This window comes from Pseudoxanthomonas sp. JC1303 (assembly GCF_058448525.1).
In genome coordinates this window covers 2,212,957-2,238,988 of record NZ_CP185958.1, presented here as the reverse complement: position 1 = coordinate 2,238,988, position 26,032 = coordinate 2,212,957, and the positions used below count along the sequence as shown (strand labels likewise).

Here is a 26,032-nt window from a genome sequence, read left to right as displayed (position 1 = left end):
TTGATTGCCGAACCACAAAGTACAGTAATCATTTTCCTGCCGTCTGCCGTGACACCGGCGTCGCCAGCGGGAGATGTCACCCCCATGAATTCCGCCCTGCTTCCCTTCCATCCCGGCGCCCGGCTGCCGGCCAGCGCCAAACTGCTCAAACGCGGCGAGCGCGTCCTGGAGCCAGACGTCTACGTGACCCCATATGAGGGCCGCCCGGTCGTGGTCAAGGACTACCGCCGCTACGCCGGCACGCCGATGGCGCCGCTGGCGCGCCTGCTGGTCTGGCGCGAGGCGCGGATGCTTCGGCATCTGTCGGGCTGGCGTCATGCCCCCATGCTGCTGGGCACTGCGGGCGGGCTCCTGCTGGGCATGGAGTTCATCACCGGCACCGCGCTGGGGGGCGAGGCCGCACAGGCCGGAACGGCGGTCTTCCGCCAGCTGCGCTCGCTCATCGCCCAGTTGCACGCGGCCGGCATCACCCACAACGATCTGCACACGTCCAATCTGATGGTCAGCGGCGGCACCCTGGTGCTGCTGGACTACGCCTCGGCCATGCGCCTGCCGCGCTGGATGATGCGCCTGCCCCTGCTGCGCGAGCTGCGTCGCTCGGACCTGGCCAACGCGCTGAAGATCCAGCAGCGTCTTACCGGACGCCAGATCACCGGCCAGCGCGCCCAGGTGGTCGCCCAGCGCGGCTGGGTGACCGGGGTCCGCAATGGCTGGAAGCGCTTCTACCGCTGGGCCAAGGCCTGAGCCCACGCGCCCGGCGCATTGCGCAGCCGGGCGTCGATCCGGTCCAATGCACACCCGCCCGCGCGGCAGGCTCGGAATTGTCCGACGCGGCCCCGCGGCATCGGCCGATGGCCGTTTCCGCCCTGCGGATGCGAGCCTGATGCCCGTCCCCGGCAGGAGTGCCCCATGATCGACCTCAATCCCATCGACGACCTCGCCCGTCGCCTCAGCGACCTGGTGCCCCCCGGCCTGCGCGAATCGCGCGAGGACCTGCAGCGCACCTTCAAGAGCGCGCTGCAATCCGGCCTGTCCAAGCTGGACCTGGTGACCCGCGAGGAGTTCGAGGTGCAGCGCGCGGTGTTGTTGCGCACCCGGGAAAAGCTCGAGGCCCTGGAGCGCGAAGTGGCCGCGCTGGAAGCCCGGAGCGCGCCGCAGCGCTAGCCCCCCCTCCGGCGGACAAGGAGCGTCCCCATGAGTCTTGCCCTGGTCCACAGCCGGGCCCGCGCCGGCGTGCATGCGCCCGGCGTGCAGGTCGAAGTACACCTGTCCGGCGGCCTGCCCTCTACGCAGATCGTCGGCCTGCCCGAAGCGGCCGTGCGCGAAAGCCGCGACCGGGTGCGGGCGGCGATGCTCTGTGCCCAGTTCGAGTTCCCCGCCCGGCGCATCACCGTCAACCTGGCTCCGGCCGACCTGCCCAAGGAGGGTGGTCGCTTCGACCTGCCCATCGCGCTGGGGATTCTGGCCGCCAGCGGGCAGATCGACCGGCAGGCGCTGGCCGGCTGGGAATTCCTCGGCGAGCTGGGCCTGACCGGCGAGCTGCGCCCGATCGATGGCGCGTTACCAGCGGTCCTGGCCGCCGCGCGGGCCCAGCGGCGCCTGCTGGTGCCGCTGGGCAACGGACCTGAGGCGGCGCTGGTGCGCGACGGCGGCGCCTGCACCGCGCGCACGCTGCTGGAAGTCTGCGCGATGCTGTCCGGCGCGCGCCCGCCGGTGTTGGCCGAGCCCGCGCAGGTGGCGGCCGTGCCGATGCCTGACCTGCGCGATGTGCGCGGCCAGGCCCACGCACGTCGCGCGCTGGAGGTCGCCGCCGCCGGCGGGCACCACCTGTTGTTCGTCGGCAGCCCTGGCTGCGGCAAGACCCTGCTGGCCTCGCGCCTGCCCGGCATCCTGCCCGAGGCCAGCGAAGCCGAGGCGCTGGAGAGCGCGGCGGTGGCCTCGGTCAGCGGCCGTGGGCTGGACCCGTCCCGTTGGCGCCAGCGTCCGTTCCGTTCCCCGCACCACACCGCCAGCGCGGTCGCCCTGGTCGGCGGCGGTGCGCAGCCACGCCCGGGCGAGATTTCCCTGGCCCACCACGGCGTGCTGTTCCTGGACGAACTGACCGAGTGGGACCGACGCGCGCTGGAGGTCCTGCGCGAGCCCCTGGAGTCGGGCACGGTCACCGTCTCACGCGCGGCGCGCAGTGCCGAGTTCCCGGCCCGGTTCCAACTGGTGGCCGCGATGAATCCCTGCCCCTGTGGCTGGGCAGGCGATACGAGCGGGCGCTGTCGCTGTAGCGCGCAGGTCATCGCCCGCTACCGCGCCAAGCTTTCCGGCCCGCTGCTGGACCGGATCGACCTGCAGGTCGAGGTGCCCCGGGTTCCGCCACAGGATCTGCGCCCGGATGCCGCGCCCGGCGAGGACAGCGAGGCGGTGCGCGACCGGGTGCAGGCCGCGCGTGCGCGGCAGATCGCCCGCAACGGAACGCTCAACGCACGCCTGGGCCAGGCCGAGACCTTCGCCTGCTGCCGACTGGCCGACGCCGACCAGGCCCTGCTGGAACGCGCCATCGACCGGCTACAGCTCTCCGCACGCGCGATGCAGCGTACCCTGCGCGTGGCCCGCACCATCGCCGACCTGGCCGGAAGCGAGGACATCGCCAGCGTCCATCTCACCGAGGCATTGGGCTACCGGCAGCACACAGCGGGCACACAGCCGCACGCGGCTTGAGCCAACCCGCACACCGGGTCAGGCCACCGTGCCCCCTGGCGGCATGGGCGAAGGAGTGCCGAAGTCAGCCCGCCGCGATCATGCTTTCGCCGGCACGCGGATGACGCAATATTTTTGGCCAGCGCCGACACCATCCTCGCCGAGCAGGGCAAGCGCGACGGAATGCGCCGACCTTCCGCGCCCCTCGGGCACCGATTACGTGATCGGTGCGGGGTTGAACAGCGCCAGGTCGTTGTGCAGGTGGTGGTGCTCGGCCCAGGTCTGCTTGCCACTGGCCACGTCCAGATAGAGCTGGAAGATGTCCCAGCCCAGCTCCTCCAGCGACTTCTCGCCGGTGGCGACCACGCCGGCATCGACGTCCATCAGGTCCGACCAACGCCGCGCCAATTCACTGCGGGTGGCGACCTTGATCACCGGCACCATCCCTAGGCCATACGGCGTACCGCGGCCGGTGGTGAAGATGTGCAGGTTCATGCCGGCGGCGGTCTGCAGCGTGCCGCAGACGAAATCGCTGGCCGGGGTCGCGCAGTACTGCAGACCGCGCCCCTTGACTCGCTCGCCCGGGGAGACCACGCCGTTGATCGGCGAGGAGCCGGACTTGGCGATTGAACCCATCGCCTTCTCCACGATGTTGCTCAGCCCGCCTTTCTTGTTGCCCGGCGTGGTGTTGGCGCTGCGGTCGGCCTGGCCACGTGCCAGATAGTTGTCGTACCAAGCCATTTCACGCACCAGCGCCTTGGCGACCTCTTCATTGGCCGCGCGTGGCACCAGCAGCTGGATGCCATCGCGCACCTCGGTGTTCTCCGAGAACATCACCGTCGCGCCGGCCCGCACCAGCAGGTCGGCCGCCACGCCCAGCGCGGGGTTGGCGGTGATGCCGGAGAACGCGTCACTGCCGCCGCACTGCATGCCCACCACCAGCTCGGAGGCCGGGATGGTCTCGCGCCGGCGCTGATCCAGGTGCTTCAGCCGCGTTTCGGCCAATTCCATGATCGAGGCGACCATGTCCTGGAAGCCCATGCTGGCCTCCTGCAGGCGATAGACGGCGCTGTCGCTGGCGTCGGCATCGTCTTGCAGCAGCTTTTCCGGGACCAACTTCTCGCAGCCCAGGCCGACGATCAGCGCCTGTCCGCCGAAGTTGGGGTTGCGGCCGATGTTGCGCAGGGTGCGGATCGGGATGATCGCCTCCGGCGCGGTGATCGCCACGCCGCAGCCGTACACATGGTTGATCGCCACGACATCGTCGACGTTGGGATACTTGGGCAGCAGCTCGGCGCGGATGCGCTCCACCGCATGGCCAAGCACGCCGACCACGCACTGCACGCTGGTCATGATGCCCAGGATGTTGCGCGTGCCCACGCTGCCATCACGGTTGCGATAGCCCTGGAAGGTGTGGCCTTCCAGCGGCTCCGCCGGAGGTGCCGGTTGCAGGGTCATGTCCAGCGCATCCAGCGCCGGCGCGGCGGGCATGTCGAGCAGCTGTTCGCTGACCCAGGCGCCGCGTGCGATGTCTGCGTTGGCATAGCCGATGGCGGTGCCGTAGCGCAGCACCGCCTGGCCCTTGCCGATGTCCACCAGCGCCACCTTGTGTCCCTGCGGCACCGGCTCCAGCGTGGTCACGCCATCTTCGAACGTGGCACCGGCCGGCGCGCCGCCGTCGTTGACCACGACGGCGACATTGTCTTCCGGGCGCAGGCGGATGCTGCGCCACTGGTCGGGGGTGGGAACTGCGGACATCACGGTCACCTTGCTTGCCTTGTCGTTAATGCTGAAGCGCTGCGACCTGGCCGCTCGCACCGCCCTGCGGCGGATCGCGCAGCTCGATGCGCTCGATCTTGCCGACGATCACCAGGTAGCTGACCACCACCAGCGCGCCATTGGCGGCCACGAAGGCCAGCGCGGAGGCGAACGAGCCACTGCTGCCGACCAGGTAGCCGATGACGATCGGCGTGGTGATCGAGGCCAGGTTGCCGAACATGTTGAACATGCCGCCGGCCAGGCCAATGATCTGCTTGGGCGCGGTGTCCGACACCACCGCCCAGCCCAGCGCACCGACGCCCTTGCCGAAAAAGGCCAGCGCCATCACCGCCACCACGATCCATTCGGTGGACACGTAGTTGGCCACCACGATCACCGCCGACAGGCCCATGCCCAGCACGATCGGCAGCTTGCGGGCGAACGTCAGCGAGTGGCCGCGGCGCAGCAGCCAGTCCGAGAAGATGCCGCCCAGCACGCCACCGGCGAAGCCGCACAGCGCTGGCAGCGACGCCACAAAGCCGGCCTTGAGGATGGACATACCGCGCTCCTGCACCAGGTACACCGGGAACCAGGTCAGGAAGAAGTAGGTCACTCCATTGACGCCGTACTGACCCAGGTACACGCCGACCATCATGCGCTTGCGCAGCAGCTGTTTGACGTAGAACCACTGGTTGCCCGACTTCTTCTCGCCCGGCTTGTCCATGTCCACCAACGCGCCACCAGCGGCGATGTAGTCGATCTCGGCCTGGTTGGCGTGAGGGTGCTCACGCGGGTTGTAGATCACCACGCGCCACACCAGCGCGGCCAGGATGCCCACCGCGCCCATCACCAGGAACACGTGGTGCCAGCCCAGCGTGGCCACCATCCAGCCCATGATCGGGGCGAAGATGACCGTGGCGAAGTACTGGGCTGAGTTGAAGAACGCCGAGGCCGAGCCGCGCTCCCTGGTCGGGAACCAGGCTGCGGTAATGCGGCTGTTGCCCGGGAACGAGGGCGCTTCTGCCACGCCCACCAGGAAGCGCAACAGGAACAGGGCCGGCACCATCATCCCGCCAGGCAGGATGTGGATGGCGCCCTGCAGCGCGGTGAACACCGACCACAGCGCGATGCCCCAGCCGTAGACCTTCTTGGCACCGAAGCGGTCCAGCAGCCAGCCGCCGGGGATCTGGCAGATCACATAGGCCCAACCGAACGCCGAGAAGATGAAGCCCAGTTCCTCGGCGCTGATGCCGAGCTCCTTCTGCATCGAGGAGCCGGCGATGGACAGCGTGGCGCGGTCGGCGTAGTTGATCGTGGTGACGATGAAGAGGAAGACGACGATCCACAGCCGCATCCGCGTTCTCTTTTCAGACATTGCGTTCATCTCATGTGCTCCGAGGTCAATGCGATCAGAACGCGATCTGCATACGGCCGGTGATCGCGTCGGTCTCGTCGCGGGTGAGGTGGGCCAAGTGATCCTGGGTCTGGCTGTGGATGTAGTTCAGGCGGAACAGGACGTTCTTGCTGGCGTAGTAGTTGACGCCTACCGAACTGGCCTTGACCTCGATGTCGCGCGTGGCCTGCTCGCCGTGTGCGGTGTCGTAGCGCAGCGCGACTTCCCAGGCGCCGTGCTCGCCGATGTTCTCCGGGCGGGTGAAGCGGGCCTTCTTGAAGTCGTAGCCCCGCGTCTGGCCGGTGATGAACCAGCCCACGGTGGCGTAGCCGGTCTTCAGGTCACCGTCCTGCGCACCATCGTCGTAGTGCGCCTTGCCGGCCTCGGACTGCACGTAGAACGGGCCACGCGAGTACGCGACTTCCCCCACGTACTTGTTGATGTCCACCCGGCTGCCGTCGTTGAGCGAGATCAGGGTGAAGCGGGACTGGTCGGACAGATGCCCGGCCGCGCGCACCGAGGCGCTGGCGCCGGTGTAGACATCGTTCTGGTTGCGGCCGATCTCATCGTGGCCACCGCTCACGCCCAGGTGCAGCAGGCCGTCCTGCTTGGGCAGCGGCAGCCAGACCACGCGCGCCGACTCGCCCAGGCCGCTGTTGCGGTCGGTATCGGTGTTGGCCTCGTTGTAGAGGTTCACCCCGTAGACCCACTGCGCCGTGTTGCCGACCCAGGAGGCGCCATAGCGGTAGCCCAGCGCCTGGGTGTCGGCCACCCACGAGCGCTCCTGCATGGAAGCCCACAAGTCGTCGGTGGTGTACTCCAGCGAGTAGAACGGCTTGATCTGGCCCACGCTGATCGAGCCGGGCCCGAGTTTGTGCGAGATGGCGATGGTCTGCCCGGTCGCCTTGTTGTTGGCGAAGTCGTAATCGATGACGTAACCCCAATCGCCAAGCTTGCCCGAAAAGGCCAGGCGCACGCGGCGCAGCTCGGTGCCGGCCACGTTGTCCTGGCCGCGGTCGTCGTTGTCGAACCAGCCGCCGTCGAACTGCACACGGCCGTGGATGCCGAAGGTGTACTGGCCATCGTCGGACGCAGCGTTGAAGCCATTGCTGTCCAGCTTGGTGTCGGCCTGCGCCAGCGGCGCGAACAAGGCGCTGGTCATGGCCAGCGTCAACAACGTGGTGGTGCGATAAGGCTTGGACTTCATCATCCCCTCTCCTGACGATGCAGGCGCGATACACGCGGCGCCTGGCGATGCGGTGACATGGTGGCGCAGCGGTCAATGGCCTCCCGGCCCGCTGCGTGATCAGGACGCCATCCGGCGCCCGGCTCTTCGGTGTTGCGTGCCGCATGCGCCGATGCGTGAGACATCGGCGCATGCGGGAAGATCAGTCCTTGCCCAGCACCCCGTCGCTGCGGCGCCAGATGCCCAGCGGGTTGCCGTCGGCCAGCGCCTCGGGCAGCAGGTCGGCGAACAGGTCCTGGTAGCAGACCGGGCGCAGGAAGCGCTTGATCGCCAGGGTGCCCACCGAGGTGCTGCGACTGTCGGAGGTGGCCGGGAACGGGCCGCCGTGGACCATCGCGTGGCAGACCTCGACGCCGGTCGGCCAGCCATTGGCCAGGATGCGGCCGGCCTTGCGCTCCAGCACCGGCAGCAGCGCCTTGGCCATGGCCGTGTCGCCCTTGTCCATCTGCAGCGTGGCGGTCAGCTGACCTTCCAGGTGTTCGCTCAGCGCGATCAGCTGGGCCTGATCCTTGCAGCGGATCAGCATCGACGAGGCGCCAAACACTTCGGCCTGCAGTGCCTCATCGGCCAGGAAGGCATCGGCGTCGGTGGAGAACCATGCCGCTTCGCAGCGGTTGGGACCCTCGCCCGGCAGGCCACGCGCCAGCGTGGTCACCCGATCGTGCGCGGCCAGCTTGGCCACGCCATCGGCGTAGGCCTGGCCGATGCCAGGAGTCAGCATGACGCCGGCCGGGGCCGCCTTGAGGGCCTGGACGGCGGCGGACACGAAGGTGTCCAGCGCCGGCGAGTCGATCGCCAGCAGCAGGCCCGGGTTGGTACAGAACTGGCCGGCGCCCATGGTCAGCGAGCCGACGAAGGCCTTGCCCAGCACCTCGGCGCGCGCGTTGAGCGCCTCGGGCAGCAGGTAGACCGGATTGATGCTGCTCATCTCGGCATAGACCGGGATCGGCTCGGCGCGCGCGGCCGCGACCTGGCACAGGGCCATGCCGCCGGCGCGCGATCCGGTGAAGCCCACCGCCTTGATGCGCTTGTCCGAGACCAGCGCAGTCCCGATCTCGTTGCCCGCGCCATACAGCAGGGAGAACACACCCTCGGGCAGGCCACACTTGGCCACGGCCTTCTGGATTGCGGTGCCGACCAGTTCGGAGGTGCCGGGGTGCGCGTTGTGCGCCTTGACCACCACCGGGCAGCCTGCGGCCAGAGCCGAGGCGGTGTCGCCACCGGCCACCGAGAAGGCCAGCGGGAAGTTGCTGGCACCGAACACGGCCACCGGCCCAAGCGCGATATGGCGCTGACGCAGGTCGCTGCGCGGCAGCGGGGCGCGGTCGGGCAGGGCCGGGTCCAGGCGGGCCTCGAGCCAGCTGCCTTCGCGCACGACCGAGGCAAACAGCTTGAGCTGGCCGACGGTGCGGCCGCGCTCACCTTCCAGGCGTCCACGCGGCAGGCCGGACTCGGCCATGGCGCGCTCGATCAGGTCGTCACCGATCGCCAGAATCTCGTCGGCGATGGTCTCCAGGAAGCTCGCGCGAGCCTGCAGCGAGGTTTCGCGATAGGTGTCGAAGGCCGCGGCCGCCAGCGCGCAGGCGCGCTCCAGGTCGGCGGCCGTGGCCAGGCCGTAGGCCGGCTCCAGCGTCGCACCTGTGGATGGGTCGAGGCCCTTGATCGTGCCGTTGGCGCCCATGACGGCGCTGGCGCCGATCAGCATGTTTCCGGTGAATGCACCCATTACCCGCGGTCTCCAATCAGCTTGGTGAGGGTTTGGAGTTCTTCGCCGGTCAGGTCGGCCAGTGGCGTGCGCACCGGGCCAGCGGTGCGGCCCACGGCGGTCATGCCGGCCTTGACGATGGACACCGCATAGCCGGCGCGGCGGTTGCGCAGCTCGGTGTAGGGCAGGACGAAGTCGTTGAGTTCGCGGTAGACGTGGGCCACGTCGCGGGCGCGCACGGCCTTGTAGAAGTCCAGCGCCCACTCCGGCAGGAAGTTGAAGATGGCCGACGAATACGTGGTCACGCCCATCTCCAGGTACGGCAGGGCGAAGGTCTCGGCGGTCGGCAGGCCACCGACGTACAGCAGGCGCTCGCCCAGGCGCGCGTAGATGCGGGTCATGCGGTCCACGTCGCCCACGCCATCCTTGAAGCCGACCAGGTTGGGGCAGCGCGCGGCGATGCGTTCGACCGCGTTGGCGTCCAGCTTGCCGTTGGCGCGGCTGTAGACGATCACGCCCAGCTTGGTCGACTTGCACACGCGCTCGACGTGGTCGGCCACGCCACTGGCGTCGCACTCGGTCAGGTAGGGCGGGAACAGCAGGATGCCGTCGGCGCCGGCGGCCTCGGCGGCCTGGGCCATCTCGATGGCCATCGCCGTGCCATAGCCGGCCGGGGCGATGATCGGGGTCTTGGCGCCGGCCTCTTCCACCGCGGCCTTGACCACGCGGTTCACCTCGCCCGGGGTCAGCGAAAACAGTTCGCCGGTGCCGCCGGCCGCGAACAGGCCCGAGGCCGGATAACCGGCCAGCCAACCCAGGTTGTCGCGGTAGGCCACCTCGTCGAAGGAGAAGTCGTCGGCCTTGAAGTGCGTGACCGGGAAGGACAACAGGCCAGCACCGAGAGCCTGGGCCATTTCCGTGGGGGTGTATTTGCTCATGAACCTTCGTTCGCGCCGTGGGGTCAGGGCGCCGATCCTAGGAGCCGGCCTTGATGCAAGTCCAAGCCAATTACGGCATCGAATGATGCCGAACATGCATCGTTTAGACTTTGGTCTGAGGCCAGAAAATTCAGAAGGCCGTCGTGACCGATCGATCTAACTGACTGAACTTAAAAATAAATTCAGTCAGACGCGGAGGCCCGACCGCGCCCTCGGCCACTCCCCGCGGTGCCGTGTGGCCCTGGCAGGATTCACTGGGCTCGGCTTGTCCTCCACCATGCGCGAACGCCACGATTCGTGCGTCGCGCCATCCAGGACGGGTATCAATGTTCGACCTCAACCAGTTGCGCTGCTTCGTCACGGTGGCCGAGGAACTGCACTTCAGCCGGGCGGCCGCGCGCCTGCACATGACCCAGCCGCCGCTGAGTCGGCAGATCCAGTTGCTGGAGCACAACATCGGTACCGCGCTGTTTACCCGCAGCAACCGCGTGGTGCGGCTGACCCCGGCCGGGCGCACCCTGCTGCCGGAGGCGCGCACGATCCTGCGCCTGGCCGAGAGCGCCAGCCTCTCGGCCAGGCGCGTGGGCCTGGGCGAGGCCGGCAGCGTCAGCATCGGCTTCACCGCCGCGGCCGGCTACCGGTTCCTGCCCGAGGCCATCGCCCACCTGCGCAAGGCGCTGCCGGACATCGACCTGCAGCTCAAGGAAATGGTCAGCCATTCCCAGCTGGAGGCCCTGGACAACGGCCGCCTGGACCTGGGCCTGCTGCGCCCGCCGATCACCCGCGACGGCATGCGCAGCCGCTGCGTGGTGCGCGAAACGCTCATGGCCGCCCTGCCCCAGGACCATCCGCTGGCGCAGGAGCCCAGCCTGAAGCTGCGCGATTTCGATCGCCAGCCGCTGGTGATGTATTCGCCGGACGAGGCGCGCTACTTCTACGAGTTGGTCGGCCGCATCTTCAGCCGCGTGGGCGTGGCGCCCCATTACGAGCAGCACGTCAGCCAGGTGCACTCGGTGCTGTCGCTGGTGCGCGCCGGACTGGGCGTAGCCCTGGTTCCCGAGGCCGCCAGCAGCCTGCGCTACGAGGGCATCGTCTACCGCAACGTCACCGGCCTGGCGCCGGCGCGTCCGGTGGAGCTGCACATGGTGTGGAAGGACGACAACGACAACCCGGCGCTGCCGCAGCTGCTGCCGCTGATCGGGCAGGAGCGCACCGCGCCCCAGCCGGCCGGAGCGGCCAGCTGAGGTGGCGTGCGCCCCGCCGTCGCGGGCGGGGCGCACGGGTGGAAGCACTTATTCCCGGACCGGGTCGTACTGCTTGTCGCGGATGAAGATCGCCGGGATCAGGCCGCAGATCAGGTAGGCGGCGCCCACCAACAGGAAGCCGAAGCCGATCGAGTCACGCGTGGCGAAGAAGCCGATCACCGCCGGCGACAGCGCCGCACCGATACGGCCCACGTTGTAGGCCCCGCCCACCGCCGAGCCACGGTACTTGGCCTCGAAGCTCTCGGTCATGTAGGTCGCGTTGACGCTGTAGGGCACGCCGTAGAGGAAGCCGAAGACGATCAACAACCACAAAATGTTCTGCGGATTGTTGAACAGCACGATGATCGGCAGGAACAGCGCCGTGCCCAGGCAGCCGAAGGCGAAGACCGTGCGCCGGCCGACCTTGTCGGCCACGTAGCCGGCCAGCACCTTGCCCAGGATCGAGGCACCGTAGGTGCCCACCAGGAAGGTGGTCATGGTCTTGAACTTCATCCCCAACTCGCTTTCCAGATAGCTGGGCATCCAGTTGTTGACGCCGTAGTTGCCGAACTGCAGGAACCCGGCCGTCACCGCCCACAGCGCGAACATGCGCGCGGCCTTGGGGCTGGAGAAGATCTGGTTGAACTTGCCCTTCTCCTTGACCAACGTCGCGCCGCTGGCCGCAAGGCGCTTGGCCTGCTCGCGCACGCGCAGCCAGGTGGCCGGCTCGGGCACCATCTTCCACATCAGCAGCGCCATCGCGATCGGCACCGCGCCGGTGTAGAACAGCGGGCGCCAGCCATAGCTGGGCAGGATCCACTTGGCCAGCAGCGTGGCCACGATGTAGCCCACCGACCAGCCGGCCTGAAGACTGCCCAGCACAGTGTTGCGATAGCGGGTGGGCACGTATTCGGCCATCAGCGTGTTGCACACCACGTAGACCGAGCCCAGGCCCAGCGCCGAGACCCCGCGCACCACCGCGAACTCCACATAGCTGTGGGTGAAGCCCAGGAAGATCGTGCCGATGCTGAAGAGCAGCACGCTGAAGACCACCGCCTTGACCCGACCCAGGCGATCGGCCAGCCAGCCGCCGTAGATGCCCCCCACCGCCATGCCCGCTAGCGTGTAGCTGGCCAGGCTGCCGGCCTCCAGCGAGGTCAGGTTGAACTCGTCCTTGAGGCTGCTCAGGCTGTAGGCCAGCAGCATCACGTCGGCCCCGTCGATGACCATCGTCAGGAAGCAGAATACGAAGGCCGTGATCCAGATCCTGTTGCCTGTCGCGTTGACCCCGGTTTCCACGCTGTTGGACATCTCCACCCCTTTTGGACTTTGTTGAATCGATTGAAAAATCGCCATGCGCAAGTCGCCGCACATGGCACCCGGGCGATGCGATCCGCCTGGGCTGCATGCAAAAAATGCGTCCATCGTTTCCCGGGGCCGGCCGGCGCGGCAAGCGACTTTGCGGAATCCCCGCATTCCAATCGCGCATGACCAGAAGATCGGCGCGTGAGGCCGCAGGCCCGTCGCCGATCGAGATCACGGGACATTCCATCGAGGAATGATTTATTTCCCAGATCTCGCTTGCCAGTTGTCCCTGGCCCTTACAGCATTACGTCCCTGACCCTGATCAAGCCAGCCATACCAATGTCGAATAGCTCATTCGTGGACCGCGATCTATTGCGCGCCCGTTTCTCTGATGCGATGTCGCAGATGTATCGCCGTGAGGTGCCCCAGTACGGCACCTTGCTCGAATTGGTGGCCGACACCAATCGCGCCGTCCTCGCGGCCGACCCCGCCCTGGCCGAACGCCTGCGCGCCAGTGGCGACCTGGAGCGCCTGTCGGGCGAGCGCCACGGCGCCATCCGCGTGGGCACGCCGGAAGAACTGCGCGACATCCGTCGCCTGTTCGCGGTGATGGGCATGACCGCCGTGGGCTACTACGATCTCAGCCCGGCCGGCGTGCCGGTGCACTCCACCGCCTTCCGCGCCGTGCATGAGGACGCCCTGCGGATCAGCCCATTCCGCGTGTTCACCTCGCTGCTGCGCCTGGAACTGGTCGAGGACACCGCGCTGCGCGAACTGGCGGCCGAGCTGCTGGCCAAACGCCGCATCTTCACCGACCGCGCGCTAGCCCTGATCGACCAGTGCGAGCGGGCCGGCGGCCTGACCGAGGCCGAGGGCGAGGAATTCATCGCCGAGGCGCTGCACACCTTCCGCTGGCACGCCCAGGCCACCGTCACCGCCGCGCAATACAAGGCCCTGCACGACCAGCACCGCCTGGTCGCCGACGTGGTGGCCTTCAAGGGCCCGCACATCAACCACCTCACGCCGCGCACGCTGGATATCGACGCGGTCCAGCGCGACATGCCCGCGCGCGGCATCAGCCCCAAGGCGGTGATCGAGGGCCCGCCGCGCCGCGCCTGCCCCGTGCTGCTGCGCCAGACCAGCTTCAAGGCCTTGCAGGAACAGGTCGCCTTCGTCGACCAGCCCGACGCCCCCGGCGTGCATACCGCCCGCTTTGGCGAGATCGAGCAGCGCGGCGTGGCCCTCACCCCAAAGGGACGCCAGACCTACGACGCCCTGCTGGCCGCCGTGCGCGCGGAATCTGGCGGCACGCCCGACGAGGACAGCGCGCAACGCTACTACGCCCTCCTGGACAAGCATTTCCAGGCCCTGCCCGATGACGAGGCCGGCCTGCGTGCGCAGGGACTGGCCTACTTCACCTACCACGTCATCGATGCCGGTCGCGCCGGACAGGCGCGCGACATCGAGGCTCTGGTGGCCAATGGTGCGGTGGGCTTCACCCCCATCGTGTACGAGGACTTCCTGCCGGTCAGCGCCGCGGGGATCTTCCAGTCCAACCTGGGCGAAGGCGCGCGCAACGACCACCTGGCCAGCTCCAACCAGGCGCAGTTCCATGCCGACCTGGGCGCCGAGGTGCTCGACGAACTGGCGCTGTACGCGCAGACGCAGGAACGCTCCATCGCCCGCTGCCTGTCCGCGCTTGGCATCGCCTCCGCGGCCGCCTAGGCTGCGCGCTCGCCCTACCTTGCCGGTGATCGCGCCGGCATGGTCCGGGCGGCGCCAGCCCCGCTGGTGAGTGTTTCGATGAAGCAGAAAAAGCTCCTGCCCTCCATGGTCTCGTTGCAGTGCTTCGAGTCCGCGGCCCGGCATATGAGCTTCACCAACGCCGCCCAGGAGCTCAACCTCACCCAGAGCGCGGTGAGCAAGCAGGTCGCCCAGCTGGAGCAGGCCTTGCAGCGCCGGCTGTTCGAGCGGGTGCGCAACGGCCTGGCCCTCACCCCGGCCGGCGAGCTCTACCACGCCGAGGTCAGCCAGGTCCTCAGCCAGACCGACATCGCCAGCCGCGCGGTGCTGTCCTTCGGCGGAGAGACCGAGGTGCTGCGCATCGCCACCCAGCCGACCTTTGGCGCGCGCTGGCTGATCCCGGCGCTGGCCGGGTTCGGTGACCAGCATCCGCACCTGCGCCTGAGCATCCGTAACGCGCTGGAACCCTTCGACCTGGTCCGCGCCACGGCCGATATCGCCTTCTTCTACGGCGCCGGCTCCTGGCCGGGCGCGGTGTGCGAGGCGCTGTTCCGCGAAACCGTGGTGGCGGTGTGCACGCCGTTGTTCCTGCAGACCCACCCGGTCAGCGCCGCCGAGGACCTCACCCGCAGCACGCTGCTGCAGTGCACCTCACGGCCGGAGGCCTGGTACGACTGGTTCGGCGGCCAGGGCATCACGTCCACCAACAGCTACCACGGCCCGCAGTTCGACACCTTCGACCTGTGCATCCGCGCCGCCCTGGCCGGTTATGGCGTGGCCCTGGTGCCGCGCTTCATGGTGGCCGACGAGCTGCGTCAGGGCACGCTGGTCATTCCATGGGCGCATGCCCGGCCCGGCAGCGGCGCCTATTACCTGGCCCACGCCGAGCACACCGGCGAGCTGCCCAAGGTTCGCGCCTTCGTCGAATGGATCCGCACCCGAGCGGCCGGCGAGCGCGAGCCTGCCGCCGACTGATCCACCGCGCGCCGATCAGGGCGCTGGCGGCAGGTCCGCCAGCAACCAGTCGCGGAAGGCCTGCAGCGCGGGCAGTGCAGCCAGGCGACGCGGATAGGCCAGGTGGTAGGTGCGCTGGCTGCGCAGCGGTTCGCCGACCTGCACCAGGCTGCCGGCGCGCAGTTCGTCCTCGACCAGCAGCTGCGGCACCAGCCCGACGCCGATGCCAGCCCGCACGGCCTGGATCAGGTGCGAGGTCAGCTCGAAGGTCGGCCCATCGCGCATGGTCTGCAGCGGCAGGCCGTGTCGCGCCCACCACTGCGTCCATAGCGGCGGATGGCTGGCCACGCGCAGCAGCGACTGCGCGGCGATCGCTTCCGGCGCGGGTGCGGGCTCTCCGCCGACCACCACCGGACTGGCGACGACCACCATCGATTCGGCCATCAGCGGATGCACCTGCACGTCGCCGCCCTCGGCCAGGACCACGCCGATCGCGGCGTCCACCTGCGCCTGCTCGAAATCCACCGGCTTGATGTGCGAATGAATATGCACCTGCACCCCAGGGTGCGCGGCGTAGAAGGCATGCAGGCGCGGCAGCAGCCACTTGGAGCCGAAGGTCGGCAGCAGCGCCAGGCGCAGCGCGCCGCCGCCTTCGCCGTGCGACAGCACCTGCAGAGTGGCCTGGCGGACCTGGGCCAGCGCCCCGTCCAGCCCGCGATGGTAGAGGCGGCCGACCTCGGTCAGGGCGATGCTGCGGCCTTCGCGCGCGAATAGGCGCACGCCCAGCTGTGTCTCCAACGCCTGCACCTGGCGGCTGACCGCGCCCTGGGTCAGCGACAGCTCGCGCGCCGCGCGGGTGAAGCTGGCGTGCCGGGCCGCCGCGTCGAAGGCCAGCAGCAGGGACATGGAGGGGGTCAGTCGACGGCTTTGCATGCATAAAGCTCATGAATGAGGCACCAACTTTACGCTTGATCGCCTCCGCAGCGCAGGAGGAAAATCCTGGATCCCAAGGTGCGCCATCGCATGACCCATGCATGCGATGCATGTGGCACCCCAGGCTTTCCAAGGACGTCCCGTGCTTGCTCCACTCCCGGTCTCCCATCCCACCGCCGCTCCGTATGTCGCCTTCCTGGACGCGCTGCGGACGGCGGGCTTCCGCGGCGAGATCCGCCAGGACCACGCCAGCCGCACGGTGCTGGCCACGGACAACTCCATCTATCAGCGCTTCCCGCAGGCGGCGGTGTTTCCCCGCGATGCCGACGATGTGGCGCTGGTCGCCCGGCTGCTGGCCCGGCCCGAGCACCGCCAGGTCACCGTGGCCCCGCGCGGCGGCGGCACCGGCACCAACGGCCAATCGCTCACCGACGGCGTGGTGGTGGACCTGTCGCGGCATATGAACCAGATTCTGGAGATCGACCCGGAGCAGCGCTGGGTGCGCGTGCAGGCCGGCGTGGTCAAGGACCAGCTCAATGCCGCGCTCAAGCCCTACGGCCTGTTCTTCGCCCCGGAGCTGTCCACCTCCAACCGCGCCACCATCGGCGGCATGGTCAGCACCGACGCCAGCGGCCAGGGCAGCTGCACCTACGGCAAGACCCGCGACCACGTGCTGGCACTGGACACGGTCCTGCTGGGCGGCGAGCGCCTGCACAGCCAGCCGCTGGCGCCCGAGGCGCTGGCTACCCAGGCCGCGCGCCAGGATCGCGTGGGCGAGGCCTACCGCTGCGCCTCTCGCATCGCCGACGAACAGGGCGAGCTGATCCAGGCGAAGTTCCCCAGGCTCAATCGCTGCCTGACCGGCTACGACCTGGCCCACCTGGGCACGGCCGACGGCCGCTTCGACCTCAACAGCGTGCTGTGCGGGTCGGAGGGCACGCTGGGGTTCGTGGTGGAAGCCAAGCTCAACGTGCTGCCCATCCCCAAGTACGCGGTGCTGGTCAATGTGCGCTACGGCGCCTTCATGGATGCGCTGCGTGATGCGCGGCACCTGGTCGCGCTGGCGCCGTTGTCCATCGAGACGGTGGACTCCAAGGTGCTGATGCTGGCCATGCAGGACATCGTCTGGCACAGCGTGGCCGAGTATTTCCCGCAGGAAGGCGATATTCCCACCCAAGGCATCAACCTGGTGGAGTTCAGCGGCGACGACCCGGCCGAAGTCGATGCGCAGGTGGCCGCCTTTGTCGAGCACCTGCGCACCGATGCCAGCGTGGTCCGCCTGGGTCACACGCTGGCCACCGGTAACGCGGCGGTCAACACGGTCTACGGGATGCGCAAGCGCGCGGTCGGCCTACTGGGCAACGTGCAGGGCGAGGCGCGGCCACAGCCGTTCGTGGAGGACACCGCGGTGCCGCCGGAACACCTGGCCGACTACATCGCCGAGTTCCGCGCCCTGTTGGATCGTCACGGGCTGGCCTATGGCATGTTCGGCCACGTCGATGCCGGCGTGCTGCACGTGCGCCCGCTGCTGGACATGAAGGACCCGGCACAGGCCGCGCTGGTACGGCCGATCTCCGACGCGGTCGCTGCGCTGACCCAGCGCTACGGTGGGCTGCTGTGGGGCGAGCACGGCAAGGGCGTGCGCTCGGAATACGCACCGGCCTACTTCGGCGAGCTGTATCCGTCCCTGCAGGCGCTCAAGCACGCCTTCGACCCGCATAACCAGCTCAATCCCGGCAAGATCGCCACGCCGGCCGCCGAGGCCGCGCCGCTGTTGCGCGTGGACCAGGTGCCGATGCGTGGCCAGCTGGATCGCACTATTCCCACCGCGGTGTGGCAGGACCACGGCGCCGCGATGCACTGCAACGGCAACGGCGCCTGCTACAACTTCGATCTGGACGACCCGATGTGTCCGTCGTGGAAGGCCACGCGCGACCGGGTGCAATCGCCCAAGGGCCGCGCCTCGCTGCTGCGCGAATGGCTGCGCCGCCAGCACGCGGCCGGCACCGACCTGACCACACCGCCGCCGAGCGGGCCCGGCGCCTTCCTGCGCACGCTGCCGGCGCGCTGGCGCAACAGCCGCCGGGAACCGGAGGACTTCTCGCACGAGGTCTACGGCGCGATGGCCACCTGCCTGGCGTGCAAGTCCTGCGCGGGCCAGTGCCCGGTGAAGGTCAACGTGCCGGAGTTCCGCTCGCGCTTTCTCGAGTTCTACCACGCGCGTTACCTGCGACCGCTGCGCGATTACCTGATTGGCTCGCTGGAATTCACCCTGCCGCTGTTCGCGCGTGTGCCCGGTCTCTATAACGCCGCGCTCGCCTGGGGCCCGGCCGCGCGCCTGCTGGCCGGGCCGGTGGGCATGGTCGACAGCCCGCGCCTGAGCCGCTTCGACCTGGACGCGACCTGCCGGCAGTGGAACGTCACCACGGCCACGCCGCAGGCGCTGGCCGCGCTAAGCGAGGCCGAGCGCGCCCGCAGCGTGGTGCTGGTGCTGGATGCCTTCACCCGCTACTTCGAGACGCCGCTGCTGGCCGCGTGCATCGAGCTGGCCGCACGGCTGGGCCAACGCGTGTTCCTGGCGCCGTACCGCGCCAACGGCAAGCCGCTGCAGGTGCAGGGCTTTTTGCCCGCCTTCGAGCGCACGGCGCGGCGCAATGCGGCGATGTTGTCGGCACTGGCCACGCACGGCGTGCCGCTGGTGGGCATCGACCCGGCCATGACCCTGACCTATCGCCAGGAGTACACCAAGCTCAAGGGCCTGGACGTGCCCAGGGTGCAGCTGCTGCAGGAATGGCTCACCGATGTATATGCAGCGCGCGACGCTGCGACCGAGTCATCTGCCCTGCGCTACCGCCTGATGGCGCATTGCACCGAAAAGACCAACGCCGCGGCCAGCGTGACCCAGTGGACCGAGGTCTTCGCCCGCGCCGGGCTGCCGCTGGCGGTGCAGAAGACCGGCTGCTGCGGCATGTCCGGCACCTACGGGCACGAGGCGCGCAATGTTGAGACCTCGCGACGCATCTTCGACCAGTCCTGGGCGCCCGCACTGGCGATGGCCGATGCGCCCGAAGCCCTGGCCACCGGCTACTCGTGCCGCAGCCAGGTCAGCCGCCTGCAGTCCGGCACGCTGCGCCATCCGGTGCAGGCCCTGCTCGAGGTGCTGCGCGGACAGGCATCCGCCGCCTGAGGACGATCCAACTTCAGTGCGAACTTTGGGGCGACACCGCGATGTGCCCGTCGCGCGGAGCATCACCGGCATCTGCTTCAGCCGCGAGGCTCGCTGCGTCCGCTGCCGCTGCATCGTCGGGCGTTGATGCCGGCGCGTCTTGCAGCGGTCGCAACATCTGCAGCGGCTGCCCCTGGTAGCGAAACGCCAAGGCGTCCTGTAGCGCACGCAAGCGCTCGACCTGGGCGCACAGGCCATCGGCCTGGGCTTCGATCGCATCGCCGCGCGCCTCCAGCTTGGCATCGAGCGCGTCGCCCATTGCGTCGGCGCGTGCTTCCATGTTGTCCGCACGCCCGGTGAACACCTGGAACAAGACGTGGCGCGCGATGCTGCCCTTGAACGCTTCGGCCTGGTCCTCGACGTACTGCTCGAAGTTGCCATCGAACGCCTCCTGGTCCCAGCGCCCCTTGCCCAGCGTGCCGTCCACGTAGCCGTTGGCCTGCTTGCGCATGCGCTCGACCTTGCGTGCGTTGCGCCCGCTGCCGGTCAAGATCTCCATCACACCGCCCAGCGCGTCATAGGTGAGGTCCACCACCTCGTGGGCGATACCGGCCACGCGCGGCATCAGCGCGCGGGCATCGCGTTCCATCTCCCATAGCCGCTGGGCGTCTTCCGGACTGACCTGCTGCACCTTGCGATCCACGCTCAACTCACCGCCGTGGAAGAAGATCTCCTGCGGCGTGCCGGTTTTGCGGTACAGCCAGATGCCGCCGTCATCGGCCAGCACGTTGAAGTCCGTGGACAGGCCGCACTGCTGCGAGGACAGCTGCGGACGATGGTTGTGCGGGTCCGCCTGTGTCTCGGCCCCTGCCGGGACGTCCTGCCGTCCGGCCTCGTCGGCCTGGGCGAACGCCAATGACGGCAGACACAGCGACAGCAGCAAGAGCCAGGACACGCGCATGGGAATTGGCCTGCATCACGGGATGAACTGCAGGGTCGCCGCCAGCGCCCGCGGCGCTCGCGTGCCTAAAGTCATTGGCAGGGCCGCGGGCAGGTACACGGTTGGATCCGAGCACAGGAGCCACCCGGTAGCGTGGCGATGGTCGCCATCGCCACCGGCGCGGCCCTATGCCCCCGATCGCTAGGCGTCCTCCCCCATCGCCAGCACGAGTTGCATGTCGTCCCGCTCTCCTGCGATGCGCAGCTGGCCGCGGGCCTTGCCGGCCAGGGCGCTCACCCGCGCCCCGCAGTCGGCCAGGTCGGTCCACTTGAGCTGCCACACGAACGGCACGCGTCCGGCGCTGTCCAGCACCAGGCGCGAGACCGACTCGGTGACCTCCAGGCTGACGTTGTCCACGCCGGGGATGGCGTGTCGTCGGCCGATCGCGTCGGGCTGCGGACTGGAAGCCAAATGGTCGAGGATGGAAGCCAGCATGGCGATGCCGGGGCGATCCCCGCGGAACATCAACGCATCCTGGCCGCGATAGCGGTTGGCATGACGGGCTCGAAGCATGGCGCACCTTTCTCAGTGGGTGAACAACGCTGGTTGGGTTTTTTGACTGCGGTGGAGCGGTGGAGCGCGGAACCCGCGCCCGGCATGCGTGCCGGGCGCGTCTTGCACCTTGGAGCTGTCCGCGTGGTCCCGCGTGCGCTGGTCAGCGCCGCGGGCGCGCGGGGCAGCGCCTTATGCCGCCTTGTCGGCGGTGAACTGTTCTTCCTCGGTCGAGCCGGTCAGCGCCGTGGTCGAGGACTGGCCCTGCTGGATGGCCTGGGTCACCGCATCGAAATACCCGGTGCCGACCTCGCGCTGATGCTTGACCGCGGTGAAGCCCTTGGGCGCTGCGGCGAATTCGGCCTCCTGCAGTTCGACGAAGGCGCTCATCTGATTGCGCGCATAGCCGTGGGCCAGGTTGAACATCGAGTAGTTCAGGCTGTGGAAGCCAGCCAGGGTGATGAACTGGAACTTGTAGCCGTAGCTGGCGATTTCCTTCTGGAACTTGGCGATGGTCGCGTCGTCCAGGTTCTTCTTCCAGTTGAAGCTGGGCGAGCAGTTGTAGGCCAGCAGCTTGCCCGGGAACTTGGCATGGATCGCCTCGGCGAATTTACGCGCGAACTCCAGGTCCGGCTTGCCGGTCTCGCACCAGATCAGGTCGGCGTAAGGCGCATAGGCCAGGCCGCGGCTGATGGCCTGGTCCAGGCCCTTGTGGGTCTTGTAGAAGCCCTCCACGGTGCGCTCGCCGGTGGTGTGCGGCTTGTCGTTGGCATCGATGTCGCTGGTCAGCAGGTCGGCGGCCTCGGCATCGGTGCGGGCGATCAGCACGGTCGGCACGCCCATCACGTCGGCCGCCAGGCGCGCGGCGTTCAACTTTTCCACCGCCTCGCGGGTGGGCACCAGCACCTTGCCGCCCATATGTCCGCACTTCTTGACCGAGGCCAGCTGGTCCTCGAAGTGCACGCCCGAGGCGCCGGCCTCGATCATGGCCTTCATCAGCTCGAAGGCATTCAGCACGCCGCCAAAGCCGGCCTCGGCATCGGCCACGATGGGCTGCAGGAAGTCCACGCTGTCATCGCCCTCGGCGTGGGACAGCTGGTCGGCGCGCAGCAAGGTGTTGTTGATGCGCTTGACCACCGCCGGCACCGAGTCGGCCGGGTACAGCGACTGGTCCGGATACATCTGCCCGGCCAGGTTGGCATCGGCGGCCACCTGCCAGCCGGACAGGTAGATCGCCTTCAGCCCGGCCTTGACCTGCTGCATGGCCTGGTTGCCGGTCAGCGCGCCCAGCGCGTTGACGAAGTCCTCGGTGTGCAGGGAATTCCAGAGCTTCTCCGCGCCCAGCTTGGCGATGGAGTGCTCGACCGGGATCGTGCCGCGCAGGCGCACCACGTCGGCCGCGGTGTAGTTGCGGGTGATGCCCTTCCAGCGCGGATTGGTGTCCCAGTCCTTCTGTATCTCGGCGGCGCTCGGCAGCTTGCTCATGGTGTCGTCCTCGTGTGGATCGTGCGATGTCGTGGAATGCGGCGGCCGACCCGACATGCCGGGCCAGGCGCTGCAGATGAATCCGGAAAAACGTGTGCGCTGCTGCGGCGTCAGTCGATCAGCGCGTAGGCCGGCAGGGTCAGGAACTCGGCCAGCGTGTCGCGGCGTGAGAGTTCATCGAGCAGCGCGATGGCCTCGGAGACCTTGGCCGCGCCCGGCACGCCGGCCCCGTGGCCAAGCGCGGTGGGCAGGTGCTTGAGGGTGGCCTGCAACAGCGCCAGGTCGATGGCGGTGCCGTCGTCCAGGTGCAGTCCCTCGGTGTGCAGCCACTGCCACAGCTGGGTGCGCGAGATCTCGGCGGTGGCCGCATCCTCCATCAGCCAGTGGATCGGCACGCAGCCGTTGCCGTCCAGCCAGGCGGCCAGGTAGCGCACGCAGACCTCGACGTTGCCTTCGAATCCGGCGCGGGTGATGGTGCCGGTGGACGGGCGGATCAGGTCGTCGCGGGTCACATGCACGTCGGCGCGCGCCACGGCGTGCTGGTGCGGTTGCGGCATGTGCTCGTCGAAGATCGCGCGGGCCACCGGGATCAGCGCCGGATGTGCGACCCAGGTGCCGTCATGGCCTGCGCTGACCTCGCGCAGCTTGTCGGCGCGCACCCGGGCCATGGCCTGCTCGTTGGCGGCCGCGTCGCCGTTGATCGGAATCTGTGCGGCCATGCCGCCCATGGCATGCGCAGCGCGCCGGTGGCAGGTCTGGATCAGCAGTTCCGAGTACGCCTTCAGGAACGGCTGGGTCATGGTGACCTGGCCGCGCTCGGGCAGCACCCGGTCGGCGTGGGCGCGAAAGGTCTTGATGTAGGAAAAGATGTAGTCCCAACGGCCGCAGTTCAGGCCGACGATGCGGCTGCGCAGCGCGTGCAGGATCTCGTGCATCTCGAAAGCCGCCGGCAGCGTCTCGATCAGCACGGTGACCTTCATCTGCCCCTGCGGCAGGCCCAGGGTGGCCTCGATGTGCGACAGCGCGGTCTCCCACAGCGCGGCCTCCTCCATCGACTGCAGCTTGGGCAGGTAGAAGTACGGCCCGCGTTCCTTGGTCTGCAGCGCGCGCGCGTTGTGGAAGGCGAAGGTCGCCACGTCGAACAGGCCGCCGGCCATCGGCGCGCCATCGACCAGCACGTGTTTCTCGTCCAGGTGCCAGCCGCGCGGGCGCACGATCAGCACCGCCTGCTCAGCAAACGGCTTGAGCGCGTAGTGCTTGCCCGGCTTGTCGCCACGGGCCGGCGTGTCGAACTGCAGAGTGCCGGCGACCGCGTCGAGCAGGGCGCGCTGGCCGGTGATCAGGTTGGTCCAGGTCGGCGAGGTGGAATCCTCGAAGTCGGCCATGAACACCTTGGCGCCGGAGTTCAGCGCGTTGATCACCATCTTCGGGTCGGTCGGCCCGGTGATCTCCACGCGGCGGTCGGTCAGCGCGGCCGGGATCGGGGCGACGGTCCAGTCGCCATCGCGGATCTGCGCGGTGTCGGCGCGGAAGTCCGGCAGGGCGCCGGCGTCGAACTCGGCCTGGCGGGCGGCGCGGGCGGCCAGGCGGGCCTGGCGCTCCGGCTCGATGGCCCGGTGCAGCGAGGTCAGCAGCCCCAGCAGGCCCGGCGGCAGCAAAGCGTCCTGACCGGGCACCTGGGCGGTGAGGGCGATGCCGGGCGTGGCCCCGGTCAGGGCCGAATCCCGGGGCGGCAGGGCGAAAGCGGTCGCGGACATGGCGGATTCCCTTGCAGTTCGACTGGGCCATCACCGTGCTCCGCGGGGGTATTATTTGACAACTTAGTTTTATCAATCCGAATTATAAATTCTTCTAATACAACCGCTTTCAAGCGCATGCCCAATCACGCAACTCCCCGTTTTTCCTACAAATCCGACCGGCTCAAGCCCCTGCGCGCGTTCTGCCAGGTGGTCCGGCTGGGATCGGTTTCACGGGCGGCCGAGGCGCTGTACATCAGCCAGCCGGCGGTCTCGTTGCAACTGCAGGCGCTGGAACGCGAGTACGGCGCGCACCTGTTCGAGCGGAGCGGGCGGCGGCTGTCCCCCACACGGGAGGGGCAGTTGCTGTTCGAGTTGGCGCAGCCACTGGTGGAAGGCGTCGACGGCCTGGCGGCCACCTTCCGCGAGAAGGTCAGCGGGCTGGATGCCGGCGAGCTGAACATCGCCGCCAACAGCTCGACCATCCTCTACCTGCTGCCGCGCATCGTGGACGCCTTCCGCCGCGCCCACCCGGACGTGCGCCTGACCCTGCACAACGCCATCAGCGCCGACGGCACCGATTTGCTGCGCGAGGATGCGGTGGACTTGGCGGTCGGCTCAATGGTGGATGTGCCGGCGGATCTGAGCTACGAGCCGGTCTACCGCTTCGAGCCGATGCTGATCACCCCGCACGACCACCCGCTGGCCAAGAAGTCCCGGGTCACCCTGGAGGACATCTCGCCTTACGGCCTGATCCTGCCGCCGCGCCGGCAGATCACCTACCGGCTGGTCGACCTGACCTTCCAGCAGGCCCGCGTGCCCTACAACGTGGTCCTGGAAGTCGGCGGCTGGGAGGTGATCAAGCAATACGTGGCCATGGGCATGGGCCTGTCGATCGTCAGCTCGATCTGCCTGGGCGAGGCCGACCGCGGCCGCATCGCCGCACGCTCGCTCAGCGCGTACTTCCCCTCGCGCAGCTACGGGGTGGTGGTGCGCAAGGGCAAGTACCTCTCGCCGCAAGCGCGCGCCTTCATCGCCCTGATCCGACCAGACCTGTTCCATCCGCGCGACCACGACGAGAGCGGACATTCGGAGCGCTGAGCCGGCGCCGCTCCGCCGTGGCCTGGACGCACAAGCCGACGACCAGCAGCATGGCCAGCACCACCGAGGCGCCGTCCGTGCCCAGCTCCAGCCCGCCCTCGCCCCGCGGCTTGGTCAGCAGGTCGCCAAAGGTCGCGCCGAAGGGCCGGGTCGCCACGAACGCCACCCAGAACAGCAGCACTGGACTGGCCGCGGTGAAGCGCCAGGCCAGCGCCGCGGCGGCGATCACCGCACCGGTCAGCGACGCACCCGCGGCGAAGCCCAGGCCCAGTCCATCAGCCAGATAGTCCCCCAGCGCGGTCCCCAAGGTGTTGCCGACCAGGATGGCCGCCCAGTAGAAGACTTCCGTGCGAGGGCTGCGGATCAGGTCCACCGAGACGTTGCATTCGACCGCGAACCACAGCCCAAGCACCGCCATCAGCGCACCGGCCAGCAGCAGCGCCCCGCGCAGATACCCAAGACCGAGCGTGCGATCCATGAAATCGGACATCGCCGTCCCGGCCGTGCTGGTGGCAAGGATCACCGACCAGTACAGCCCGCGATGGAAGCGCCGCGCCGCCAACTGCCCGGCCAGGGTCGCCGCCAGCACGCCACCAAGCACCAGGACGCCCAGGCCATATCCCAGCCCCAGAGTCATGGTCAGCCAGTCGCCACCGGTCTCACCCAGCGTGGTGGCCAGGATCTTGAGGATCCAGAAGCCCAGGGTGACCGCCGCGACCTTGCTGGCGACCGCCGGCCGCGCGTGGTGTTCGGACATGTCCAGCAACCTCCAGGCTCGAGCCAGTCCCTGCACGGTCGCAGCCGCGCTGTCGGATTTCGGTCGCATCGCACGCCGTGGGCGGGTGGCCGTGGCCCCGCAGGTCGTAGGTGATCAGTCGATGGCGCTGCAGCTGGGGGTCGTGCAGTTGCTTGTCCCAGTTCAGCCGGCTGCCCAGCAGGCCGTGGATAAAGATGACTGGAGTACCGTCGGGATCACCGGACTCCTGCACGGCCAGCGCCACGCCATCCGGCGCGGAGACGGTGTATTGCCTGGTTGCGGCGAGCGCGGCCGGTGCGCCGATCAGCAGCGCGAGCCCGACGATCAGCGCGCCGAGCGCGCGGTGAAGCCTGGACGGAAACATGGCGAATCCTCATCGATGCCTTGG

General features: G+C 68.7%; 21 protein-coding genes. 8 read left to right on the top strand and 13 right to left on the bottom strand.

The genetic code is table 11. The features are described from left to right. Positions 1-84 precede the first annotated feature (84 nt). From ACORQU_RS09825 to ACORQU_RS09815, 3 genes are all read left to right on the top strand, one after another. Positions 85-744 carry a BUD32 family EKC/KEOPS complex subunit gene (locus tag ACORQU_RS09825; protein WP_491641008.1) on the top strand — a complete coding sequence of 220 codons (660 nt, stop codon included), beginning with the start codon at positions 85-87 and terminating at the stop codon, positions 742-744. Between the two features lie 165 nt (positions 745-909). Beyond that, a complete protein-coding gene (gene ubiK, locus ACORQU_RS09820) occupies positions 910-1,164 on the top strand; it encodes a ubiquinone biosynthesis accessory factor UbiK (protein WP_271647448.1) in 255 nt (84 codons plus the stop codon). Between the two features lie 30 nt (positions 1,165-1,194). Continuing rightward, entirely contained in the window at positions 1,195-2,709 is a 1,515-nt protein-coding gene (locus ACORQU_RS09815; protein ID WP_491641007.1) for a YifB family Mg chelatase-like AAA ATPase, read from the top strand. Between the two features lie 195 nt (positions 2,710-2,904). Here the strand turns inward: ACORQU_RS09815 and garD are convergent, their stop codons facing one another. The 5 genes from garD to kdgD form a co-directional block, all read right to left on the bottom strand. Continuing rightward, the gene (garD, locus tag ACORQU_RS09810) at positions 2,905-4,446 is read right to left on the bottom strand and encodes a galactarate dehydratase (RefSeq protein WP_491641006.1); all 1,542 of its coding nucleotides are present in this window, start codon (positions 4,444-4,446) and stop codon (positions 2,905-2,907) included. Positions 4,447-4,471: 25 nt separating this feature from the next. Beyond that, positions 4,472-5,800, bottom strand: coding sequence for an MFS transporter (locus ACORQU_RS09805; RefSeq protein WP_491641005.1), 1,329 nt, complete (start codon positions 5,798-5,800; stop codon positions 4,472-4,474). Positions 5,801-5,855: 55 nt separating this feature from the next. Then, the gene (locus ACORQU_RS09800; protein ID WP_491641003.1) at positions 5,856-7,049 is read right to left on the bottom strand and encodes an OprO/OprP family phosphate-selective porin; all 1,194 of its coding nucleotides are present in this window, start codon (positions 7,047-7,049) and stop codon (positions 5,856-5,858) included. Positions 7,050-7,227: 178 nt separating this feature from the next. Next, positions 7,228-8,811, bottom strand: a complete 1,584-nt coding sequence (locus tag ACORQU_RS09795) for an aldehyde dehydrogenase (NADP(+)) (RefSeq protein WP_491641002.1) — start codon at positions 8,809-8,811, stop codon at positions 7,228-7,230. Then, positions 8,811-9,728 (bottom strand): 5-dehydro-4-deoxyglucarate dehydratase, encoded by a 918-nt coding sequence (gene kdgD / locus ACORQU_RS09790; protein ID WP_491641001.1) that lies wholly within the window; start codon positions 9,726-9,728, stop codon positions 8,811-8,813. The genes ACORQU_RS09795 and kdgD overlap by 1 nt, the downstream gene beginning before the upstream one ends. A 326-nt stretch (positions 9,729-10,054) precedes the next feature. Between kdgD and ACORQU_RS09785 the strand changes: the two genes are divergently transcribed. Beyond that, positions 10,055-10,972: a LysR family transcriptional regulator gene (locus tag ACORQU_RS09785; protein WP_271647458.1), complete on the top strand. Its 918-nt coding sequence runs from the start codon at positions 10,055-10,057 to the stop codon at positions 10,970-10,972. Between the two features lie 48 nt (positions 10,973-11,020). On the opposite strand, the gene ACORQU_RS09780 is transcribed toward ACORQU_RS09785, so the two are convergent. Then, entirely contained in the window at positions 11,021-12,283 is a 1,263-nt protein-coding gene (locus tag ACORQU_RS09780; protein WP_271647459.1) for an MFS transporter, read from the bottom strand. Between the two features lie 333 nt (positions 12,284-12,616). On the opposite strand from ACORQU_RS09780, the gene hglS reads away from it, so the two are divergent. Further along, complete coding sequence (gene hglS / locus ACORQU_RS09775) at positions 12,617-14,002, top strand: 2-oxoadipate dioxygenase/decarboxylase HglS (protein ID WP_491641000.1); 1,386 nt, start codon at positions 12,617-12,619, stop codon at positions 14,000-14,002. A 78-nt stretch (positions 14,003-14,080) separates the two neighbouring features. Beyond that, complete coding sequence (locus ACORQU_RS09770) at positions 14,081-14,995, top strand: LysR substrate-binding domain-containing protein (protein ID WP_271647462.1); 915 nt, start codon at positions 14,081-14,083, stop codon at positions 14,993-14,995. Between the two features lie 15 nt (positions 14,996-15,010). Here ACORQU_RS09770 and ACORQU_RS09765 read toward each other — a convergent pair whose 3' ends face one another. Continuing rightward, positions 15,011-15,907: a LysR substrate-binding domain-containing protein gene (locus tag ACORQU_RS09765; protein WP_491640999.1), complete on the bottom strand. Its 897-nt coding sequence runs from the start codon at positions 15,905-15,907 to the stop codon at positions 15,011-15,013. A gap of 142 nt (positions 15,908-16,049) precedes the next feature. On the opposite strand from ACORQU_RS09765, the gene ydiJ reads away from it, so the two are divergent. Then, complete coding sequence (gene ydiJ, locus ACORQU_RS09760; RefSeq protein WP_491640998.1) at positions 16,050-19,094, top strand: D-2-hydroxyglutarate dehydrogenase YdiJ; 3,045 nt, start codon at positions 16,050-16,052, stop codon at positions 19,092-19,094. A 13-nt stretch (positions 19,095-19,107) separates the two neighbouring features. Here ydiJ and ACORQU_RS09755 read toward each other — a convergent pair whose 3' ends face one another. The 4 genes from ACORQU_RS09755 to aceB all read right to left on the bottom strand — a co-directional run bounded on the left by ACORQU_RS09755 (position 19,108) and on the right by aceB (position 23,807). Beyond that, positions 19,108-20,034, bottom strand: a complete 927-nt coding sequence (locus tag ACORQU_RS09755) for a DUF2884 family protein (protein WP_491640996.1) — start codon at positions 20,032-20,034, stop codon at positions 19,108-19,110. Positions 20,035-20,214: 180 nt separating this feature from the next. Next, positions 20,215-20,586: a hypothetical protein gene (locus tag ACORQU_RS09750; RefSeq protein ID WP_271647467.1), complete on the bottom strand. Its 372-nt coding sequence runs from the start codon at positions 20,584-20,586 to the stop codon at positions 20,215-20,217. Between the two features lie 171 nt (positions 20,587-20,757). Further along, positions 20,758-22,050 carry an isocitrate lyase gene (gene aceA / locus ACORQU_RS09745; protein WP_491640994.1) on the bottom strand — a complete coding sequence of 431 codons (1,293 nt, stop codon included), beginning with the start codon at positions 22,048-22,050 and terminating at the stop codon, positions 20,758-20,760. A 110-nt stretch (positions 22,051-22,160) separates the two neighbouring features. Then, on the bottom strand, positions 22,161-23,807 hold the full coding sequence (gene aceB / locus ACORQU_RS09740; protein ID WP_491640993.1) for a malate synthase A: 1,647 nt from the start codon (positions 23,805-23,807) through the stop codon (positions 22,161-22,163). A gap of 117 nt (positions 23,808-23,924) precedes the next feature. On the opposite strand from aceB, the gene ACORQU_RS09735 reads away from it, so the two are divergent. After that, positions 23,925-24,887: a LysR family transcriptional regulator gene (locus ACORQU_RS09735; protein WP_271647471.1), complete on the top strand. Its 963-nt coding sequence runs from the start codon at positions 23,925-23,927 to the stop codon at positions 24,885-24,887. Here ACORQU_RS09735 and ACORQU_RS09730 read toward each other — a convergent pair. Beyond that, the gene (locus tag ACORQU_RS09730) at positions 24,817-25,644 is read right to left on the bottom strand and encodes a COG4705 family protein (RefSeq protein WP_491640992.1); all 828 of its coding nucleotides are present in this window, start codon (positions 25,642-25,644) and stop codon (positions 24,817-24,819) included. The genes ACORQU_RS09735 and ACORQU_RS09730 overlap by 71 nt on opposite strands. Then, on the bottom strand, positions 25,547-26,008 hold the full coding sequence (locus ACORQU_RS09725) for an alpha/beta fold hydrolase (RefSeq protein ID WP_491640991.1): 462 nt from the start codon (positions 26,006-26,008) through the stop codon (positions 25,547-25,549). The genes ACORQU_RS09730 and ACORQU_RS09725 overlap by 98 nt, the downstream gene beginning before the upstream one ends. Between the last annotated feature and the right edge of the window lie 24 nt (positions 26,009-26,032).

What these genes read in the sequence shown, in the direction of transcription:
- ACORQU_RS09785 (WP_271647458.1), top strand. Translation starts at nt 10,055, where the DNA reads ATGTTCGACCTCAACCAGTTGCGCTGCTTCGTCACGGTGGCCGAGGAA.
- aceB (WP_491640993.1), bottom strand. Translation starts at nt 23,807, where the DNA reads ATGTCCGCGACCGCTTTCGCCCTGCCGCCCCGGGATTCGGCCCTGACC.
- ACORQU_RS09750 (WP_271647467.1), bottom strand. Translation starts at nt 20,586, where the DNA reads ATGCTTCGAGCCCGTCATGCCAACCGCTATCGCGGCCAGGATGCGTTG.
- ACORQU_RS09735 (WP_271647471.1), top strand. Translation starts at nt 23,925, where the DNA reads ATGCCCAATCACGCAACTCCCCGTTTTTCCTACAAATCCGACCGGCTC.
- kdgD (WP_491641001.1), bottom strand. Translation starts at nt 9,728, where the DNA reads ATGAGCAAATACACCCCCACGGAAATGGCCCAGGCTCTCGGTGCTGGC.
- ACORQU_RS09795 (WP_491641002.1), bottom strand. Translation starts at nt 8,811, where the DNA reads ATGGGTGCATTCACCGGAAACATGCTGATCGGCGCCAGCGCCGTCATG.
- ACORQU_RS09815 (WP_491641007.1), top strand. Translation starts at nt 1,195, where the DNA reads ATGAGTCTTGCCCTGGTCCACAGCCGGGCCCGCGCCGGCGTGCATGCG.
- garD (WP_491641006.1), bottom strand. Translation starts at nt 4,446, where the DNA reads ATGTCCGCAGTTCCCACCCCCGACCAGTGGCGCAGCATCCGCCTGCGC.
- ACORQU_RS09730 (WP_491640992.1), bottom strand. Translation starts at nt 25,644, where the DNA reads ATGTCCGAACACCACGCGCGGCCGGCGGTCGCCAGCAAGGTCGCGGCG.
- ACORQU_RS09765 (WP_491640999.1), bottom strand. Translation starts at nt 15,907, where the DNA reads ATGCAAAGCCGTCGACTGACCCCCTCCATGTCCCTGCTGCTGGCCTTC.
- ACORQU_RS09725 (WP_491640991.1), bottom strand. Translation starts at nt 26,008, where the DNA reads ATGTTTCCGTCCAGGCTTCACCGCGCGCTCGGCGCGCTGATCGTCGGG.
- ubiK (WP_271647448.1), top strand. Translation starts at nt 910, where the DNA reads ATGATCGACCTCAATCCCATCGACGACCTCGCCCGTCGCCTCAGCGAC.
- ACORQU_RS09755 (WP_491640996.1), bottom strand. Translation starts at nt 20,034, where the DNA reads ATGCGCGTGTCCTGGCTCTTGCTGCTGTCGCTGTGTCTGCCGTCATTG.
- hglS (WP_491641000.1), top strand. Translation starts at nt 12,617, where the DNA reads ATGTCGAATAGCTCATTCGTGGACCGCGATCTATTGCGCGCCCGTTTC.
- ACORQU_RS09780 (WP_271647459.1), bottom strand. Translation starts at nt 12,283, where the DNA reads ATGTCCAACAGCGTGGAAACCGGGGTCAACGCGACAGGCAACAGGATC.
- ACORQU_RS09805 (WP_491641005.1), bottom strand. Translation starts at nt 5,800, where the DNA reads ATGCGGCTGTGGATCGTCGTCTTCCTCTTCATCGTCACCACGATCAAC.
- ACORQU_RS09770 (WP_271647462.1), top strand. Translation starts at nt 14,081, where the DNA reads ATGAAGCAGAAAAAGCTCCTGCCCTCCATGGTCTCGTTGCAGTGCTTC.
- ACORQU_RS09825 (WP_491641008.1), top strand. Translation starts at nt 85, where the DNA reads ATGAATTCCGCCCTGCTTCCCTTCCATCCCGGCGCCCGGCTGCCGGCC.
- ACORQU_RS09800 (WP_491641003.1), bottom strand. Translation starts at nt 7,049, where the DNA reads ATGATGAAGTCCAAGCCTTATCGCACCACCACGTTGTTGACGCTGGCC.
- aceA (WP_491640994.1), bottom strand. Translation starts at nt 22,050, where the DNA reads ATGAGCAAGCTGCCGAGCGCCGCCGAGATACAGAAGGACTGGGACACC.